Origin of the sequence: Geminocystis sp. M7585_C2015_104 (assembly GCA_015295805.1) — a bacterium.
Lineage (GTDB): Bacteria > Cyanobacteriota > Cyanobacteriia > Cyanobacteriales > Cyanobacteriaceae > DVEF01.
This window is the reverse complement of sequence record DVEF01000096.1, coordinates 1-17,511: the sequence shown is the minus strand read 5'-3', so window position 1 is coordinate 17,511 and position 17,511 is coordinate 1. Positions and strand designations below refer to the sequence as shown.

The following is a 17,511-nucleotide window of genomic DNA, read 5'->3' as shown; positions in this document are numbered from 1 at the left end:
GGTATGTTATTTGGGCCAGCAGACGAATTATTGGAGTGGTTGGAGATATGGGGTTGGCCAGGACAAACGAGGGGATTGCACTCAGAAAGGGGACTATTATTGACTTTCAGTTTTCTCCTGGGGCTAATCAAAAGGGCAATAGGGGGAACGGGCGTCGGACAGTCTAGCCATTAGGACTTTCAACCTATTCAAACTATCAACTTGTGTACTCTGCCTCTATCAAAGTTGACAATCCAAGAAACCTAATATACAATGAGGTTAGTAGTATAATGGGCTTTTGCCGTCAAAAATAAGATAAGTTAAGTAAGATAAAGCAAAGGAGGCAGGGGGCAAGATAGAAGTGGTAAATGGGGGATTGTAGGAGGACAGTGCTAGTACTGAATACGGCTGCCATTCGTGTTGCCGTTTTGGACGCTTTTTTCGATGAATTCGATGATCTTGTCGGCGATGTCGATTTGGGTGGCCTTTTCGATGCCTTCTAAGCCGGGGGAGGAGTTGACTTCCATTACTACGGGGCCATGATTGGAACGCAATAGATCCACACCAGCAATACGCAGCCCCATGGCTTTGGCCGAGCGTATAGCTGTCATTCTTTCCTCGGGGGTGAGTTTGACTTTTTCTGCCCTGCCGCCGCGGTGGAGGTTGGAGCGAAATTCGCCGTCAGCACTTTGTCTTTTCATGGCGGCTACCACCTTGTTGCCAATGACAAAGCAACGGATGTCTGTGCCTTGGGCCTCTTTAATGTATTCTTGTACTAAGATATTAGCATTCAAGCCTCGAAAGGCCTGAATGACAGATTTAGCGGCTTGATGGGTTTCTGCCAGCACTACGCCGATACCCTGAGTGCCTTCTAATAACTTGATGACTACAGGGGCGCCACCCACTGCTTTTATTAAACCATCAATGTCTTCGGTGTCGTGAGCGAAACCTGTGACTGGCAAGCCTATTCCCTCCTTAGCTAGAATCTGGATACAACGCAATTTGTCCCTGGAGCGAGAAATAGCTTGGGATTCATTGGCACTAAATACCCCCATTACTTCAAACTGTCTTACCACTGCACAACCGTAGAAGGTGCGAGATGCGGCTATGCGGGGGATAACCGCATCAAAATTTTCTAATTCTTTCCCCTTGTAGACAATAGAAGGCTTGCCGGAAGCAATATTAATGTAGCATCTCAGGTAGTTTATGACTCTCATCTCATGCCCTCTTTTTTCTCCCGCCTCTTTGAGTCTGCGGGTGGAGTAGAGGTGACTATCCTGAGACAAGATGGCAATTTTCATAAAGTCTGCAGTTACTGTGTTTAGCTCCTAATTCTACAATTATCCCTTGCCCTCAGTAGAGACTACGCCAGTCTCCTGAGGGGATAAAGGCAGCCCAGAAGACGGGATGCTGGTATTGTTTACTGTTTAGCATTTCTAATTGTACCTGACGGAGGGCCTGTACTCTTTCTTCACCTCTGGCGAGTCGAAGATAGTATTTACCCATCAACTCCCTGGTGGCATCATCAAAAACATCCCAAAGACTGATTAACTGACTCTCCGCGCCTGCCAATACTAGTGCCCGTCTTAAGCCATATACTCCCTCCCCTTGACGCACCTCTCCCACTCCCGTTTGACAGGCTGACAATACTACTAATTGAGTACCCCACAGGTACAAATTAGTGGCTTCCAAAGCGGTTAAAACGCCTTCCGTTTTCCCCTTACTGGGGTTGAAGCCGGCGAAAGCCAATCCGGAAAACAAGAGGGGGTTGTCTTGAATCGTGGGGTTTTGTCGAGGATTTAGTGGTATGAGGTTAGGGGTTGCGGCGGCGGGGGGAGGTAGGAAAAAGCCATGGGTAGCTATGTGTAGTATCTTTGGAGCTCTGAGGGTAAAAAGTTTATCTACAGTCGCCTCGACTCCCACATAGAGTTGAGAATCGGGGATAAGGGATATAATGGCTTGGGCTTCTTGTTTAGTGCCTTCCAGGGGTGTACAACAACTGAGGTTTCTTAACTGGATGTTTCTTCTAACTCCTCTATTGATAACTTTGACATCTATCTTGTATTCCGAGTCGTAGTCTGGCGCGGCTACAATCACAGGGGGGGAGGCGGAGGGGAAACGATTTTGGATTCTAAGTAGCTCTCTGCCACTGGTAAGATAGTTGAAGGTGTACTCTTCTATGAGATAATTACCCTTATTGTCTTGTAGGGCGGCAAAGGGGATTAAATTTAACTGCCCATCGGGGGATATAAATAGGTTTTTTTTGTCTTGTAGGTAGGGTAATAGGGGTTGAAACAGTAGTTGATATAGTTGTTGGCTAGACTGGGTTAAGACTGTAGAGTCTCCCTCTTCCCCGGCGGCTAGATTGAGGCGAAACTGAGTTATAAGGGAGTCTATTGTCTCTGCTTCTGCCAAGTCTATTCCCTGCACATTGCCGTCTGGATGTAGTAGGTAGGCGGCATAACGGGGTTTTTCCAAGGCAAGGGTTTTGACATTAAGAGGGTGATAGATGGTGTATTCTACCAAAACGGTGTCTTGTGGGAGGGCTTCTCTGACGGCTTCAAGGGCGATAGGTTGAGTCAGGGTTCGATACTGGGCACTTTTGGCAGACAGTTGTGTTTCCAGTTGACGGATTTCCTCCTCCAGGCGAAGAAGGGTTTGTTGGTATATGGGGGGAGGAAGGTTAGTTTTGCCAAGACTAAGACTGGCCAATAGACTTTTCTTTTGGGCTAGACTGTCAAATAGGGCTTCTGTTTGGGGGTTACTGTTTTGACGCAGAGTAGCCATGATATCACTCATGGCGTCTAAGACTCTTCCCTTGCGACGGAGGATGGTGGTTAAAGCCAATTCTGCTGCTTTTTTATTGTCTGGGAGGTAATTTAGGTGAAGGGAGATACTTGCATTAGTAGTACCTTTTAGGGTGTTAAGATAAAGGAGTTTTCGGGATTCATCGCCGATGAAGTAGAGAAACTGACTAAGATTGTATTCTTCCACTTCTGTGGTCTGTTGGAGATAGTCTAATGCCAGGGGATATTTTTTAGTTAGCCAGTAGAGGGAAGCCAAACTCGAGAGGGATTCTGCCAAAATGGGGTGTTTATCCCCCAAAACCTCTCTAGCCAGGTTTAAGCCATTTTGGAATTGGGTTTCTGCTGTTTGGTATTGTCCTAAACGAAGGAAAGATTCGGCCAGGTTTATTAAAATTCGGATGGTGTCGGCATGTTTTTCCCCTACAGTTTGTTTTTGGATTTCTAGGGCTTTGGCGTATAAAATGGCGGCTTGCTGATAATCATGGCTGTCAAAATAAATTCCGGCTATATTGTTGTAAGACTGGGCAACATCAGGATGTATCTCTCCTAGAATTTCCAGTCTGATTTGTAGGGATTTTTCATAAAGGGGTAGGGCTTGATTTGTTTTCCCCTGTTGGCTATAGGATTCTGCTAGATTGTTGAAGGCGGTGGCGGCAATGGGATTTTTTTCCCCCAGCGTTTCCTGGAAAATATATAAGGCTTTGGCAAACAGTTTTTCTGCTTCGGCATAGTTGCCTTGCTGGTAGTATAACAAGCCCAAATTGTTGAGAGAGTAGGCGGTGTCTGGATGTTTATCTCCCAAAACCTCTTGGCGGATGGAGAGGGACTGTTGTAGGAGGGACTCCGCCCTGATATAATTGCCGGCAGTGGTGTAGAGTTGAGCCAGATTGCTGAGGAGGGTGGCAGTGGTAGGGTGGTTGTCGCCAAAGGCCCTCCGGGCCACTATTATCGCCCTTTGATAAAAAGACTCTGCCTGGTCATATCTACCCTGGTAGTAGTATAGCATACCAAGATTGTTGAGGGACTCTGCCACACTACCATCTTCTTCCCCCCTAAGGCGAATTCGTATTTGTAGGGATTTCATTAACAATTCTTCTGCCTGTGGGTACTTACCTTGATAGGAGTATAGCAATCCCAAATTGTTAATGACTGTGGCGGTGTAGGGATGATTTTCTCCCACTGTTTTACTGAGGATAGTAAGGGATTGTTGAAACAATTCCTCTGCCTGGGTATAATTACCCAATTCCTCCTGGAGATGTCCAATGACGTTGATAGCAATAGCCGTTTCCATACTCTGGTGACCAAATTTTTCCTTCACCCTTGCCAACAACTCTTCTGCCAAGACAATGGCTTTTGCATATTCTCCCCGGTGGTATAATAGATTCACCTGGTCGTACAATTGTTGGACATCTGAGGGGTATTGGGATATGAGGGAGGAGGAATAGGGGTTGGGGGGCGTAGGGGAAGTGCTAGAGAAAGCCAAGACAAGGGTGAAAATCCAGGGATACATGACAGGGGAGTCAGCAATCTGTTGTTTCTATTGTGGCATGGGGGAGTGGGAGGCGGCTGAATTATGAAAAAATAAAAAGGTAGCACAAGGCTACCCCAGTCTGAGAGAGATGTTACGAGCTGTTTAGATTATTAAAAACGGCTGGCGTTGGGCTTGTAAACGATAAAGCTGAGGGTTTGACACTGTTTGATGTTGTCAAAGCCAATAACGCGGATATAATGATCCGGGTATTGGGCTTTGCACTCACGGACTTCGTTTAATACCTCTTGAGGGGTTTTAGCATTAAACAGAGGCAGTTTCCACAAAGTCCAGTGGTGATCGGTGGGGGTAGGATCCTTTTCAAATTCTATAGCGGGAATGTAACCCTGATCCAACAGATATTGTATTTGTTTGAGAATCTGTTGGTCAGTCATGGGAGGTAGGTAGGAGAGGGTTTCGTAATGACGTTCTTTTGGTAGAGTTTGCATATGCCTATTCTTCCTTATTGTCTAACGGTTTAGAGTCTATTTCTGGATGAAACTGTTGACTGTCATTAGGGGAGACCTGAGTTAGACTTTCCAGGAGACGGCGACGGTGTTCAATATTGGACTGAAGGATGTTGGTTTTGACCATTTCTGGCAAGAACTCCAGGATATGATTAGCTATATCCTCCCTGACTGTTAAAATCCGTAACACCAGCTCCTTGTTTTCCCCCAACAGCTGGCTAAGATAGCTTTCCCCGTCTTGGACTTTAGTCCGATCACTGTACTGACTTAGCCACATAGCCTGCTGGGGGTTAGTCTCACTGAGTTGACTGATGATTATTTTAACAGCCTGGTAGGTGAGATAGCTTTGTAGCACCCGCGCCGTATCCTTTGCAATGTTTTTGTAGTACATATTTCCAGTGGGGTTTAGCCCTGAAAAGGGGAGAACTCTCTTAATCCATTTATAACCTTTGGTTTATAGCAAGAGCTCTTCCCTTGGGCTGTTACCACTGAAACTTAGAGGGTGTCAACGGTTTCAAACTCGAACTTGATTTCTTTCCAGAGTTCGCAAGCAGCGGCCAATTCTGGGCACCAACGGGCGGCCTCTTTGATGATTTCATTGCCTTCCCGGGCGAGAGAGCGGCCTTCATTGCGGGCTTGTACACAGGCTTCTAGGGCCACACGATTGGCGGTTGCACCAGGGGCGTTACCCCATGGGTGTCCCAGTGTTCCACCACCGAATTGGAAGCAGGCGTCATCGCCGAAGATGTCCAACAGGATGGGCATGTGCCATACGTGAATACCACCAGAGGCCACAGGCAATACACCGGGCATGGAGGCATAGTCCTGGGTGAAGAAGATCCCACGAGAACGATCCTCTTCTACATAGTCCTCCCGCATGAGGTCGATGAAGCCGAGGGTAGCGGCGCGGTCCCCTTCCAGCTTACCTACAACAGTACCACTGTGGAGGTGGTCACCACCAGAGAGGCGGAGACACTTAGCCAATACGCGGAAGTGGATGCCATGATTTTTCTGACGGTCAATTACGGCGTGCATCGCCCGGTGGATGTGGAGTAGTACGCCGTTGTCGCGACACCACTTGGCCAGGGTGGTGTTGGCGGTGAAACCGGCGGTGAGGAAGTCGTGCATGATGATGACGGCACCTATCTCTTTGGCGAATTCGGCCCGCTTTAGCATTTCCTCACAGGTGGGGGCGGTAACATTTAGGTAGTGTCCCTTGATTTCACCGGTTTCCGCTTGGGCTTTTTGCACTGCTTCTTGGACAAACAGGAAGCGATCGCGCCAACGCATGAAGGGTTGGGAGTTGATGTTTTCGTCGTCTTTGGTGAAGTCTAGGCCACCACGGAGACACTCATATACGGCGCGACCATAGTTTTTAGCAGACAGCCCCAGTTTGGGTTTGATGGTGCAACCCAACAGGGGACGACCGTATTTATTCAGCTTGTCCCTTTCTACTACAATTCCGTGGGGAGGTCCCTGGAAGGTTTTTACCAAGGCTACTGGAACACGAATGTCCTCCAGCCGTAGTGCTCGAAGGGCCTTGAAACCGAAAACGTTCCCTACCAGGGATGTTAGCATGTTGGTGACGGAGCCCTCTTCAAACAGGTCGAGGGGGTAGGCTACGAAGGCGAAGTATTGATTTTCTTCCCCTGGTACTGGTTCGATGTTGTAGCAACGGCCCTTATAGCGTTCCAAATCAGTTAGGTTGTCAGTCCAAACGGTGGTCCAGGTTCCGGTGGAGGACTCTGCTGCTACTGCTGCGGCTGCTTCTTCTGGGGGTACTCCTGGCTGGGGGGTTACACGGAAACACGCTAACAGGTCTGTGTCTTTGGGGGTATAGTCCGGTGTGTAGTACGTCAGACGATAATCCTGCACACCGGCCTTAAATCCTACTTGTGCCATTTTTGTATTCCTCCCTATATATCAATTATGCTTATATAGGTTATTGTAGTAACTCCTTTTAGGGAAGTTGGTTTTTCTGTTTTTTCTTTCGAGGGTCCATATTAGCATGAAGAGGATCATTTTCTCTTTTCTTGGACAACTATTTAAGATTATTTTTTTTTCTGACTTTGATTAACTTATCTAATCTGATTGTCTATAGGTATTTATGACAAATCTCCTGGCCAATGGTGTTTATAAGGTGAGTTTATATGTAGAGACAGAGAGGACAATTGGGGTTTGCGGCCATTTGTGGGGAGAGAGAAGAGTGTTTGTCCTGTGGTTGTCGATATAATTATTGTCAAGCCCCGATGGGAGTTTTTATGATGGACGAGGGTAGGTTAAAGAGACTGGAGGAACAATTGTACAATCAAACCCCTTTCTTGGCTGACATGCTGCGGCAAAAGGCGGCAAGGGAGTTACTGGAGGCGCGCCATCCGGATGCCTTGGAATTGGTAATTAGGGCTTATTGTTTTTTTTCGGAAGATAAGGGTTTTCGCAATCTGGTGTTAAATCACCTCAGACAAATTAAAATACAGGATACTGAACTAATTGATGTGGTATGTCGTGTTTGGGCAGAAACGAGGGATGGGGAGTTGGCAAAGATTCTAAAACTGAAGGGTTGGGTTGCGTCCTATCCCTTAAAACTAAGGGTTTTGACTGCCCTCAATGTGGGATGGAAAGGGATTTTGGAGGAAAAGGGCAAGGTTGTTATTTCCCCTTTGCTGGAAATTTACAGTCAGGAGACGGACATATCTCTTAAAAACACTGCCAGGGAGTGGTTGTCTTCCCTGGCCACGGTGGAGTTGCAGGGGGAGATTTGTCGTCTTGCCAGTGAGGAAAACAACACTGCCGCCCTAGAAATTGCCAAGGAGTGTGGCTATATCCCTTCCGAAGCGCCACAGGCGGCTCTTTTTTGTTATTTTACCCAACAGTGGGAGCTTTATCGGCAAATAGATCCAGAATCGGAGTTGATGGCTCAGTTATATCAAAAGGCTTCGCCACAGCTGAGACAAAGAATTGACCAACATGGGGCATCTCTGGGCAGAGTAGAATGGGTTTGGACGGTATTAGGTGGCAAGAAGGGGAAAAGAGTTGGGTTGCTGACTGCAAACCAGTGGCAGGCCATCATTCAAACCCTTTCCCGGGGCAAGGAATGGGAGACGTTGTGGCAGATGCTTTCTTTTGCGCCCCCAGTTTATGGCATCCCCATCATCAAGAAACTGGAAACTAAGCGTTTGTCCATCAAAGATGATTATCTGAAACAGAAAATAGCCGAATTCAGTGAGATTTTAGGGAATATCAAAACAAATACCCCTCCTCAGGGGAACTTAGTTAGATGTCTCCACGTTTTAGAAGGTCATTCCCAGGCGGTAGAGGCGATTGTGGTTACCCCTGATGGTCAGAGTGTAATTACTACTTCCGGGGAATTAATACATATTTGGGACTTGAACTCTGGTAAACTCAACAAAACCCTTAAAGGGCATTTAAAACCCGTTACCAGTCTGTGTCTAAACCAAGATGGTACAATTCTAGCGGCGGGGAGTAGAGACAAAACCGTGTCTCTTTGGCGTCTGCCAGAGGGCAATCTAATAACTCGTCTTTCTGCCAATGTCGCCTCTGTTTGGTCCTTAGCCATGACTAAAAGTGCTAAGCTGATAGCTAGTGCCAGTTACCAAGAGGTGCGTCTGTGGCAGTATCCTCAAGCAAGATTATTTAAGAGTTTAAGGGGTTTTTCGCGGGAGGTGCAAAGGGTAATTATATCCCCGGATGACACCCTGTTGATTGCCTGTGGGGGCAAGAGAGACAATAGTATTCGTGTTTGGCGTTTACCCGAGGGGGACCACCTGTATAATCTTTTTGGACACGAAGACGGGGTATGGGATTTAGCCGTCACCCCAGACAGTCAAATTTTGGCCTCTGCTAGTCAGGATTGTACCATCAAGCTATGGTCCCTAACGGAGGGTGAGGAAATCGCCACTTTGGAGGAACATTTTGGCCCTGTTTGGTGTCTTGGCATCACCCCTGATGGTAAAACCCTGGTTTCTGGCAGTAGTGATGGTACTGTCAAGGTGTGGAATGTTGCCGACAATACCGTGAAGTTTTCTTTGGAGGGGCATTCGGATAGTGTTTTCTGTTTGGACATCAGTCCAGATGGGCGTCTTTTGGCCACTGGCGGCGTTGACGGCATTGTGCAACTTTGGAATTTAGAGACTGGGGAAAATATCAACACCCTTGATGTCCACCAATCCCATATTACGGTTATTAAATTCACTGCGGATGGACGCAATTTGATTACCGCTGGTGGGGATGGCAAAGTAGCGATTTGGGGATGGGATTTATCCCGACTTTGTTATCTTTCTCCCCGTTTGATGACGGAGGAAGACAAAAAATGGTTAGAAGATTCTCTTAAAGAAAATAAGTTTAGTCCAGAGGAGAAACACTGGGTTTTACTGTTAGAAAAAATCCAAGAAATTTCCCAGGGGGAAGGCCTATGAGTTTCTCCTGGAATTAAACTGCTGCTGCCACAGCAGACTGTATTTTTTCCTGGAGGTGTTTATACCATTGTTGCATGCCTTCGCCGGTGCGGGCGGAAACCATAAATATTTCAGCTTGAGGGGCAATGGTTTTTATATTGTTGACAGCCAGTTGATGGTCAAATTCTACCACCTGAGCAATGTCTATTTTATTGATAATAACCACACTTGCCGTCTTGAAGAGGGTAGGGTATTTTAAGGGTTTGTCTTCTCCCTCGGTGACAGATAGAATAGCGATTCTCTCATTTTCCCCCAAATCATAGGCGGATGGACAAACCAAATTTCCCACATTTTCAATGATTAATAGCTGACAGTGATCCAGGTTGAGATTTTTCAGGGCTTTTCTTACCATGTCGGCTTCTAGGTGACAGACATCACCCGTGTTAATTTGTACCACTTGGTTTGTTACCTGTGCTATTTTTTTAGAATCATTATCGGTAGCCAAATCGCCGACAATTACTGCTGTTTTATAGGTATTTTTCAAATCGGTAAGCATTCTCTGAATAAAAGTGGTTTTGCCGGCGCCTGGGGAGGAGAGAATGTTTACAACGTATATGTTTTTTTCCCTGAAGAATTCCCGGTTGTGATGGGCAATGTGATTGTTTTTAGCCAGAATTGACTGGTGGATATGGAGGGTATGGCTGTTGTTTCCTCCTACTGGTTGGTTGTTGATAGATACTTCTTGGGGAGTGACACTGCAGCCGCAATCTGTACACATAGTTTGACAGAAAAATATAACACTACACCGTCATTGTAACCCGCCTTCCCCAGGGGTACACGGTGTTTCCAAAAATCTTAATATTTACCCTTTTCCCCGGATATTGCTATTGTTCTAACCATGAAAATAGAGACAAAAAATGTTGAAGATTATTTTGACATATTGTATAGGGAGCCAAGAGGATTCACAAAAGGAAAAGAGAGAAGATAATTGTGCTATTTGCCTGGAAGGCCAAAGACCAAGTAAACAGAAAAATTAATAAAAAAAAAGGGGCATGTGGACAACAACATACCCCCGGGGTATAAGTTAGGGCGTTAGATTTCCTCCTCGCTGGCGAACTGACGGGCAGTTTGATCGTCGATCAGCACGTCGTCTACTTCTGTTTGAGGGGTATTGGCAGGGGGGGCAGATGACTCTGGTAGACTGCCGCCCACAAGGGAACCATTGGTGCGTGTCGCTCCCTTGTCATTGGCGTCATTGTCGGGGCGCAAATAGGCATTAAAGCCAGTGCCAGCAGGGATAAGACGCCCTATAATCACATTTTCTTTCAATCCCCTCAACCAGTCGCTCTTGCCTTCAATGGCGGCCTCCGTCAGTACCCTTGTAGTTTCTTGGAAGCTTGCGGCGGAGATAAAGCTGTCGGTGTTTAGGCTGGCCTTAGTAATACCCATTACTATGGGGGTATACTGAATAGGGGCACCACCTATGAGGGCTATGTTTTCGTTGTCTTTCTCCACCTGACGCAATTCTACCAGCTCGCCGGGTAGACGAGTGGTATCACCCCCGTCATCCACCCGTACTTTGGTAGTCATCTGTCTTACGATAACCTCGATGTGTTTGTCGGCAATTTCGATGCCCTGGGAGAGGTACACCGACTGCACTTGGTTAACTATAAACAACTGGACTTTTTCCCAGGCAGCCAGGGTAGCCTCATACATGCTCATGTTTTTTTCTTCTAGATAGTAGGAGAAGTAAACATCAAGCAGTTCGTGGGGGTTAGGGATACCATCGGTCAGAGATTGTCCCACTTCCACCCGTTGGTTGTCACTGACGATGACATTTTGATTCTGAGTGAGGGGGTATTCGGCGATGGCACCGTCATCCTCTATTACCTTGATGCAGATGGGGTCTTCATCCCGGTATTCTATTTTACAGATTCCCCCACGACGGGCTATTATAGCTGGTTCTTTTGGCTTCCTGGCCTCCAACAACTCCTCAATTCTGGGCAAACCTTGAACGATGTCACCGGTTTTTGCCCGCTCGAACACGAGGGATGCCAGGACTTCGCCTCGTTGTACCAGTTCCCCTTGAGTTACGTGTAGTATGGCGCCCGCAGATATGCGATAGGGACGAGAACGTCGTAATACAAATTTGTTCCCTTCTATCTTGAGTACTCTTCCTGGTTCGGGTACTGGTACGCCGGGAGCAATGAGGTCTCCTTTTTTCAAAAACTGACCTTCTTTACAAGAGGGTTTTTCCTCTGTTTCCAGTGTATACAGGTCAGAACTGCGGACTACTAGAATTCGACGGATGGATTCCTGTCCTTCCCTTACTCCCTGGACAATACCGTCTTCTTGACACAGCAGTTCGGTAATACCGATGGTTGCTCCAGGAGGTACTTGCTGGCCGTCTTTTACCAAGACTCGGGTAATGATATTAGGTTCGGATTCTAATTCGCGACGGAGGATAATAGATTCCAGAACGACGATTTGAAGACGATAGCAGTTTTCTTTATCTTCTTGGGGTATTAGCTCTATGTCTGCACTCATCCCCTCACTGGCTTCCAACACCAGCTGGGTGCTAACCAGTTGGACTCCGTCTACGCTTTTGACTCTTTCACCGTCCTTGTAGAAGATTTTAAGTACTGGACGGAGGTTTATGGAGGCTCCTTGGGTATTGAAGGACTCTTGGGAGGGGGACTTGGTGCGGTTGACGACGTAGTATTGTTTAATGGGACGGAGTAACAAACCTACTCCTTCGGGGGTGTCTACAAACTGGGCAAAGTATTCTTCTTCTGTTACAACATCGGCACTGATTTGAGTGCCTGGGGGTAGGATAGAGTCTTCTTCAATATGAGCCACATAATCGGGGTCCAGGTCTAAGTATAATTTCCCGGGCTTGATGATTACCTCCCGGAGGATGTCATTTTTCTGGATAACCTCTACTACACCGCTGGACTGACAGTATATATCTTTTACAATTTCGGTGCCGGCTTCTACATATTGTCCATCTTCTACCAGCAGGAGGGAGATGTCTTTATTCACCTCATGGCATTCTTCGGGAATCCAGATTATAGTGCCCTCTTTTAGGACTTCATAACCTTGTTTTTTGTTGCCCCTTCCGGTTTCCAGGCCGGCATAACGGATGATGCCCCCGGTTTCGGTAACGTAGGTATCATCGATGAGTTCGGCTACCACCTGGTTGTTGTATACCTTGGTGCCTTGTAATACCTTGAGGGCGAAACGATCTCCTCGCTGGGTGTGAATGACGTATTGTTGTTGATTTCCGTGTTGTTCCAGGTATACATCTGCCTGATCGAGAGTGACGGAGGCGGTGACGACTTCTATTTCCCCATCTTGTTGCCAGGAGGAGACGCCGCGACAGACGCCGCCACTTTTGGTTTTGAAGAGGGTTTGTGCCAAAACATCCCCTCGTTTTACCTTTTGGCCATTCCTTACTGCCGGTTCGGCCCCAGGTGGCAGGTTGTATACTTGCCCAGAAACGATCCAGATTAGGCCATTGCGGGTGGCGGTAGTAGTGGTATTACCTTGCTTGTCGGTTTTGCTTTCAGGGGAGATATTGTCGAACAGAATCTCGCCAGACAGGTCAGAAACTACGTCTTTAGTTGCTTTTTCCGTGGAACGACTCTTGGGAGGCATTACCTCCGCCAACAGGTCATTTTCCTTGACGATATCCCCGGCCTTTACAGCCAAAAGACTGCCGGCTGGGAGGGATACCTTCTCGCTGCCGACGGTGATCTCACAGGCAGTTTCCAGTTGCATTTTTTGTTCCCCGTGACGGGTTCGGGTTTCTCTGAGTTTTACGCGTCTGGGGAATTTAACTTCTCCTGCCACTGGACTTGTAATACGACGAGCTACTTCTCCGGTAAAGACACCACCGGTGTGGAAGGTGCGCATGGTCAACTGGGTGCCCGGTTCGCCTATGGATTGGGCGGCGATGATGCCGATGGCCTCTCCTAGGTTTACCCATTCACAGTGAGCCAGGGACCATCCGTAGCACTTTTGACACACAGAGCGGGAGCTTTCACAGGTGAGGGGGGAACGAACTTTTACCCCGTCTGTGAGGGAGGCTATTTTCTTAGCCAATTTTTCGTCCATCACAGTGTTGCGGGGGGCAATGAGTTCGCCGGTGTTGGGGTCAACAATATCCTCTGCTAGGACGCGGCCGAAGAGACGGTCGGCCAGTGGCAACAGAACGCGATCGCCGTCTTTGATGGCAGTGAGATAAATGCCCCTGGTGGTGCCACAGTCTGTCTCCCGGACAATGACGTCCTGAGCTACGTCTACTAGACGGCGTGTGAGATAACCGGAGTCTGCTGTGCGAAGGGCGGTGTCTACTAGCCCTTTACGAGCCCCATAGGAGGAGATGATGTACTCGGTAACCGTGAGGCCTTCCCGGAAATTGGTCTTGATGGGCAGGTCGATGATTTCCCCTTGGGGGTCAGCCATTAAGCCCCGCATTCCCACCAACTGACGCACCTGGCTGATGTTACCGCGGGCGCCGGAGAAGGCCATCATGTAAACGGAATTGAGGGGGTCTGTTTCTTGGAAATAGCGTACTACCTCGTCCTTAAGGGCTTCGGAGGTGTCATTCCAAGTGTCAATTACCTTTTGGAAACGTTCCACCTCGGTGATTTCCCCGTTCACGTAGCGCTCTGTTGTTTCCTTTATAGTTTTTTCCGCTGCCGCTAGGAGAGCCTTTTTCTGAGGGGGGACTTTAAGGTCTTCAATGCTGATGGAGACGGCCGCCTGGGTGGCGTAGTGGAAGCCCATGGTTTTCAAAAAGTCGCACATATAGGCGCACCGGGCGGCACCGTATTCGCTGTAGGTGGTAGCGATGAGTTTTTTCAGGGAGCCTTTATCAATTACCTTGTTGTAGAAGACGGGTTTAGGATTTTTGGACTTCATGGCCTGCTAAATGGGTATGGTATATAGGACTGAGGTGTTAAAAGGGGGCAAGGGGCATCTGTTACTATTCCTCGTCGTCCTCATCGTAATCTTCCTGTCCCAGACTGACGAGGTTGTATTCTTCTTTGTAGGTGGGACGTCTTGGCGAGGAACGATGGTCGGACTCCATTAGGTCCACCTCAATATCTTCAACACTTTTATCCTCTCGTTCCACCACCTTGTGGACAGAGACGTCCAGACACAGGGATTGAAGTTCTCGCAATAACACCTTGAAGGACTCGGGGGTTCCAGGTTGGGGTATCGGCTGGCCCTTGACGATAGCATTGAGGGCCTCATTCCTTCCCTGCATGTCGTCAGATTTAATGGTTAAGAGCTCTTGTAGGGTATAGGCTGCCCCGTAGGCCTCCAACGCCCATACTTCCATTTCCCCGAATCTTTGACCCCCCTGTTGGGCTTTACCACCCAGGGGTTGTTGAGTTACCAGGGAGTAAGGGCCGGTGGAGCGGGCGTGGATTTTATCATCTACCAAGTGTACCAGTTTGAGCATGTAAGCCTTGCCCACTGTCACCGGTTGGTCGAAGGGCTCACCAGTGCGGCCGTCATAGAGCTGGATCTTACCGGGATTGTCGGGGTTGAAAATCCAGTCCTTGCCGGATTTTTCGGCGGCCTCCTTCAAAAGGGCATGGACGGTGTGACGGGAAGCCTCTTCCCCATACATCTCGTCGAAGGGGGTTATCTTGAAACGACAACCCAGGTGTTCGGCCGCCCATCCCATCAGACACTCATACACCTGTCCCACATTCATCCGGGAGGGCACCCCTAGGGGGTTGAGTACTATGTCCACTGGCGTCCCATCAGGCAGGTAGGGCATATCTTCCCGGGGTAGGATGCGGGAGATAATTCCCTTGTTGCCGTGTCTTCCCGCCATTTTATCCCCCACCTGGATCTTTCTCTTCTGTGCCACATATACTCTTACAACCATGTTCGCGCCTGGAGGAAGTTCGTCTCCCTGTTCGCGGGTGAAGACACGGACATAGATGACCCGTCCTCTTTCCCCGTTTGGCAGACGCAGGGAGTTGTCTCGTACGTCTCTGGCTTTTTCCCCAAATATAGCACGCAGTAGTTTTTCTTCCGGGGGTTGTTCAGACTCTCCTTTAGGAGTTACCTTCCCCACCAGAATGTCTCCGGCTTCCACCCAGGCGCCGACCCTGATAATTCCATTCTCATCCAGGTTAGCCAGGGCCTCCTCTCCCACATTAGGTATTTCGCGGGTGATTTCTTCTGGCCCTAACTTTGTCTGACGGGCTTCTATCTCATATTTTTCTATGTGTATGCTAGTATATACGTCTTCCTGAACTAGTCTTTCACTGATGAGGATAGCATCTTCATAGTTGTAGCCTTCCCAGGGCATGTAGGCGATGAGGACGTTTTGTCCCAGGGCCAGTTCTCCTCCCTCCGTGGCGGCGCCATCGGCTAATACCTGACCGGGGACTACCTCTTCCCCTTCGTCTACTATTGGTTTTTGGTTCAGACAGGTATCCTGGTTAGAACGCTCGTATTTCTGGAGGTTGTAGACGATTTCCTGTCCGTCCTTAGTTTTTACTTTTATGGTTTTGGCATCCACATAGGTGACCTTGCCGTGATGGCGAGATACCACCACCATACCGGAGTCCCGTGCCGCCTGGGCTTCCAAGCCTGTCCCCACAAGGGGACGAGAGGGGCGTAACAGTGGCACCGCCTGTCTTTGCATATTGGAGCCCATGAGGGCGCGGTTAGCGTCATCGTGTTCTAGGAAGGGGATGAGGGATGTGGCCACGGATACAATTTGCACTGGGGAGACGGCTATGTAGTCCACCTGGTCTGGGGTGGTGGTGGAAAACTCCTGACGGTAGCGGATAGGTACTGTTTCTCCCAGAATATTCCCTTGTTCGTCGGTGGCCACATCCGGGGCGGCTATTCTCTTGTCGTCTTCTTCGTCGGCTGTGAGGTATTCGGGAGGCAGATCCCAACGTACTCTCCCATTCTCTACCTTGTAATACGGCGTAGTTATAAATCCGTACTCGTTTACCCGGGCATAGGTAGCAAGGGAGCCGATGAGACCGGCGTTGGGACCCTCAGGGGTTTCGATGGGGCAAATGCGGCCGTAGTGACTGGGGTGAATATCTCTTACGGCAAAGCCGGCCCGATCACGACTGAGTCCTCCTGGCCCCAGGGCAGAAATACGACGTTTGTGGGTTAATTCTGCCAGGGGATTGGTCTGATCCATGAACTGGGACAGTTGGGAGGAGCCGAAGAATTCCTTAATGGCAGCCACCAGGGGTTTAGGGTTAACTAGGGCGGCCGGGGTGAGGGTATTGGGATCTCCTACTGTCATTCTTTCCCTGATGATTCTTTCCAGACGAGAAAGGCCTATCCTCACCTGGTTTTGTAACAGTTCCCCCACACTTCTGATCCTGCGGTTGCCCAGGTGGTCTATATCGTCCACACTCCCAATGTCGAATTCTAGGTTGATCAGGTAGTCCACCACGGCGATTATGTCGTCCACGGTGAGGGTGCGGACGTTTTCTGGGATGGTAAGGCGTAGCTTTTTGTTGATTTTATAACGTCCTACCTTCCCCAAGTCGTAGCGTTTGGGGTCAAAGAAGCGGCTTTCCAGTAGGGACTGACCACCACTGACGGTAGGGGGTTCTCCCGGACGGAGTTTTTTGTATAATTCCATCAAGGCCTCATCGGTGGTGAAGTTCCCCTCTTTTTCGATGGTTCGGTGGTAGAAGTCCGGGTGGCGCAGTCGGTCAAAAATTTCCTTGTCCGTCAGCCCGATGGCCTTTAACAGTACCTGAGCCGAGATTTTGCGGGTTTTGTCGATTCTGACCCAGACAATGCCATTTTTGTCAGTCTCAAACTTCAACCATGCCCCTCGGTTTGGGATAATGGAAGCGGAGTAGGTTTTTTTGCCGTTTTTATCAACCTCTGACTTGAAATATACCCCTGGCGAACGCACAATCTGATTGACAATTACCCTTTCCGCACCGTTGATGAGGAAGGTGCCCCTGTCTGTCATCAGGGGCAGATCGCCTATAAATACCTCTTGCTCTTTCCTTTCGCCCGTTTCCTTGTTTAACAGTATTGTCGGTACATACATCTGTACCGAATAAGTGGCATCCCTTCTTTTAGCCTCTTCCAGGTCGTACTTGGGCTCTTTTAGACGGTATTTCTCTCCTATGAAGTGGAGTTCCAACTTGCCCGCATAGTCGGTTATGGGGCTGAAACTGTTTAGTTCTTCAATGAGACCTCGCTCCAGAAACCATTTATAGCTGGAGCGTTGGATTTCGATCAGATCGGGTAACAGTTCGTGGGTTCTCATAGGTTGGTGGTCAATGGTATGGTGC

At 48.5% G+C, this 17,511-nt stretch carries 10 protein-coding genes; 2 read left to right on the top strand and 8 right to left on the bottom strand.

What is annotated here, in order from left to right; all coding sequences use genetic code 11:
* Positions 1 to 3 precede the first annotated feature (3 nt).
* Positions 4 to 174, top strand: coding sequence for a hypothetical protein (locus tag IGQ44_11750; GenBank protein HIK38649.1), 171 nt, complete (start codon positions 4 to 6; stop codon positions 172 to 174).
* Between the two features lie 197 nt (positions 175 to 371).
* Here IGQ44_11750 and rimK read toward each other — a convergent pair whose 3' ends face one another.
* From rimK to IGQ44_11725, 5 genes are all read right to left on the bottom strand, one after another.
* Positions 372 to 1,280, bottom strand: a complete 909-nt coding sequence (gene rimK, locus IGQ44_11745) for a 30S ribosomal protein S6--L-glutamate ligase (protein HIK38648.1) — start codon at positions 1,278 to 1,280, stop codon at positions 372 to 374.
* A 52-nt stretch (positions 1,281 to 1,332) separates the two neighbouring features.
* Positions 1,333 to 4,296, bottom strand: a complete 2,964-nt coding sequence (locus IGQ44_11740) for a CHAT domain-containing protein (GenBank protein HIK38647.1) — start codon at positions 4,294 to 4,296, stop codon at positions 1,333 to 1,335.
* 131 nt (positions 4,297 to 4,427) lie between these two features.
* Positions 4,428 to 4,763 (bottom strand): ribulose bisphosphate carboxylase small subunit, encoded by a 336-nt coding sequence (locus tag IGQ44_11735; protein HIK38646.1) that lies wholly within the window; start codon positions 4,761 to 4,763, stop codon positions 4,428 to 4,430.
* A 4-nt stretch (positions 4,764 to 4,767) separates the two neighbouring features.
* Positions 4,768 to 5,172 carry a chaperonin family protein RbcX gene (locus IGQ44_11730; GenBank protein HIK38645.1) on the bottom strand — a complete coding sequence of 135 codons (405 nt, stop codon included), beginning with the start codon at positions 5,170 to 5,172 and terminating at the stop codon, positions 4,768 to 4,770.
* Between the two features lie 104 nt (positions 5,173 to 5,276).
* A complete protein-coding gene (locus tag IGQ44_11725; protein ID HIK38644.1) occupies positions 5,277 to 6,683 on the bottom strand; it encodes a form I ribulose bisphosphate carboxylase large subunit in 1,407 nt (468 codons plus the stop codon).
* Positions 6,684 to 7,045: 362 nt separating this feature from the next.
* Between IGQ44_11725 and IGQ44_11720 the strand changes: the two genes are divergently transcribed.
* A complete protein-coding gene (locus tag IGQ44_11720; GenBank protein HIK38643.1) occupies positions 7,046 to 9,217 on the top strand; it encodes a hypothetical protein in 2,172 nt (723 codons plus the stop codon).
* A gap of 13 nt (positions 9,218 to 9,230) precedes the next feature.
* Here the strand turns inward: IGQ44_11720 and hypB are convergent, their stop codons facing one another.
* The 3 genes from hypB to rpoB form a co-directional block, all read right to left on the bottom strand.
* On the bottom strand, positions 9,231 to 9,974 hold the full coding sequence (hypB, locus tag IGQ44_11715) for a hydrogenase nickel incorporation protein HypB (protein ID HIK38642.1): 744 nt from the start codon (positions 9,972 to 9,974) through the stop codon (positions 9,231 to 9,233).
* Positions 9,975 to 10,288: 314 nt separating this feature from the next.
* Positions 10,289 to 14,122 carry a DNA-directed RNA polymerase subunit beta' gene (locus IGQ44_11710; GenBank protein HIK38641.1) on the bottom strand — a complete coding sequence of 1,278 codons (3,834 nt, stop codon included), beginning with the start codon at positions 14,120 to 14,122 and terminating at the stop codon, positions 10,289 to 10,291.
* Between the two features lie 64 nt (positions 14,123 to 14,186).
* Complete coding sequence (gene rpoB / locus IGQ44_11705; GenBank protein HIK38640.1) at positions 14,187 to 17,486, bottom strand: DNA-directed RNA polymerase subunit beta; 3,300 nt, start codon at positions 17,484 to 17,486, stop codon at positions 14,187 to 14,189.
* Positions 17,487 to 17,511: the final 25 nt, after the last annotated feature.

What these genes read in the sequence shown, in the direction of transcription:
- IGQ44_11750 (HIK38649.1), top strand. Translation starts at nt 4, where the DNA reads ATGTTATTTGGGCCAGCAGACGAATTATTGGAGTGGTTGGAGATATGG.
- rimK (HIK38648.1), bottom strand. Translation starts at nt 1,280, where the DNA reads ATGAAAATTGCCATCTTGTCTCAGGATAGTCACCTCTACTCCACCCGC.
- IGQ44_11740 (HIK38647.1), bottom strand. Translation starts at nt 4,296, where the DNA reads ATGTATCCCTGGATTTTCACCCTTGTCTTGGCTTTCTCTAGCACTTCC.
- IGQ44_11735 (HIK38646.1), bottom strand. Translation starts at nt 4,763, where the DNA reads ATGCAAACTCTACCAAAAGAACGTCATTACGAAACCCTCTCCTACCTA.
- IGQ44_11730 (HIK38645.1), bottom strand. Translation starts at nt 5,172, where the DNA reads ATGTACTACAAAAACATTGCAAAGGATACGGCGCGGGTGCTACAAAGC.
- IGQ44_11725 (HIK38644.1), bottom strand. Translation starts at nt 6,683, where the DNA reads ATGGCACAAGTAGGATTTAAGGCCGGTGTGCAGGATTATCGTCTGACG.
- IGQ44_11720 (HIK38643.1), top strand. Translation starts at nt 7,046, where the DNA reads ATGGACGAGGGTAGGTTAAAGAGACTGGAGGAACAATTGTACAATCAA.
- hypB (HIK38642.1), bottom strand. Translation starts at nt 9,974, where the DNA reads ATGTGTACAGATTGCGGCTGCAGTGTCACTCCCCAAGAAGTATCTATC.
- IGQ44_11710 (HIK38641.1), bottom strand. Translation starts at nt 14,122, where the DNA reads ATGAAGTCCAAAAATCCTAAACCCGTCTTCTACAACAAGGTAATTGAT.
- rpoB (HIK38640.1), bottom strand. Translation starts at nt 17,486, where the DNA reads ATGAGAACCCACGAACTGTTACCCGATCTGATCGAAATCCAACGCTCC.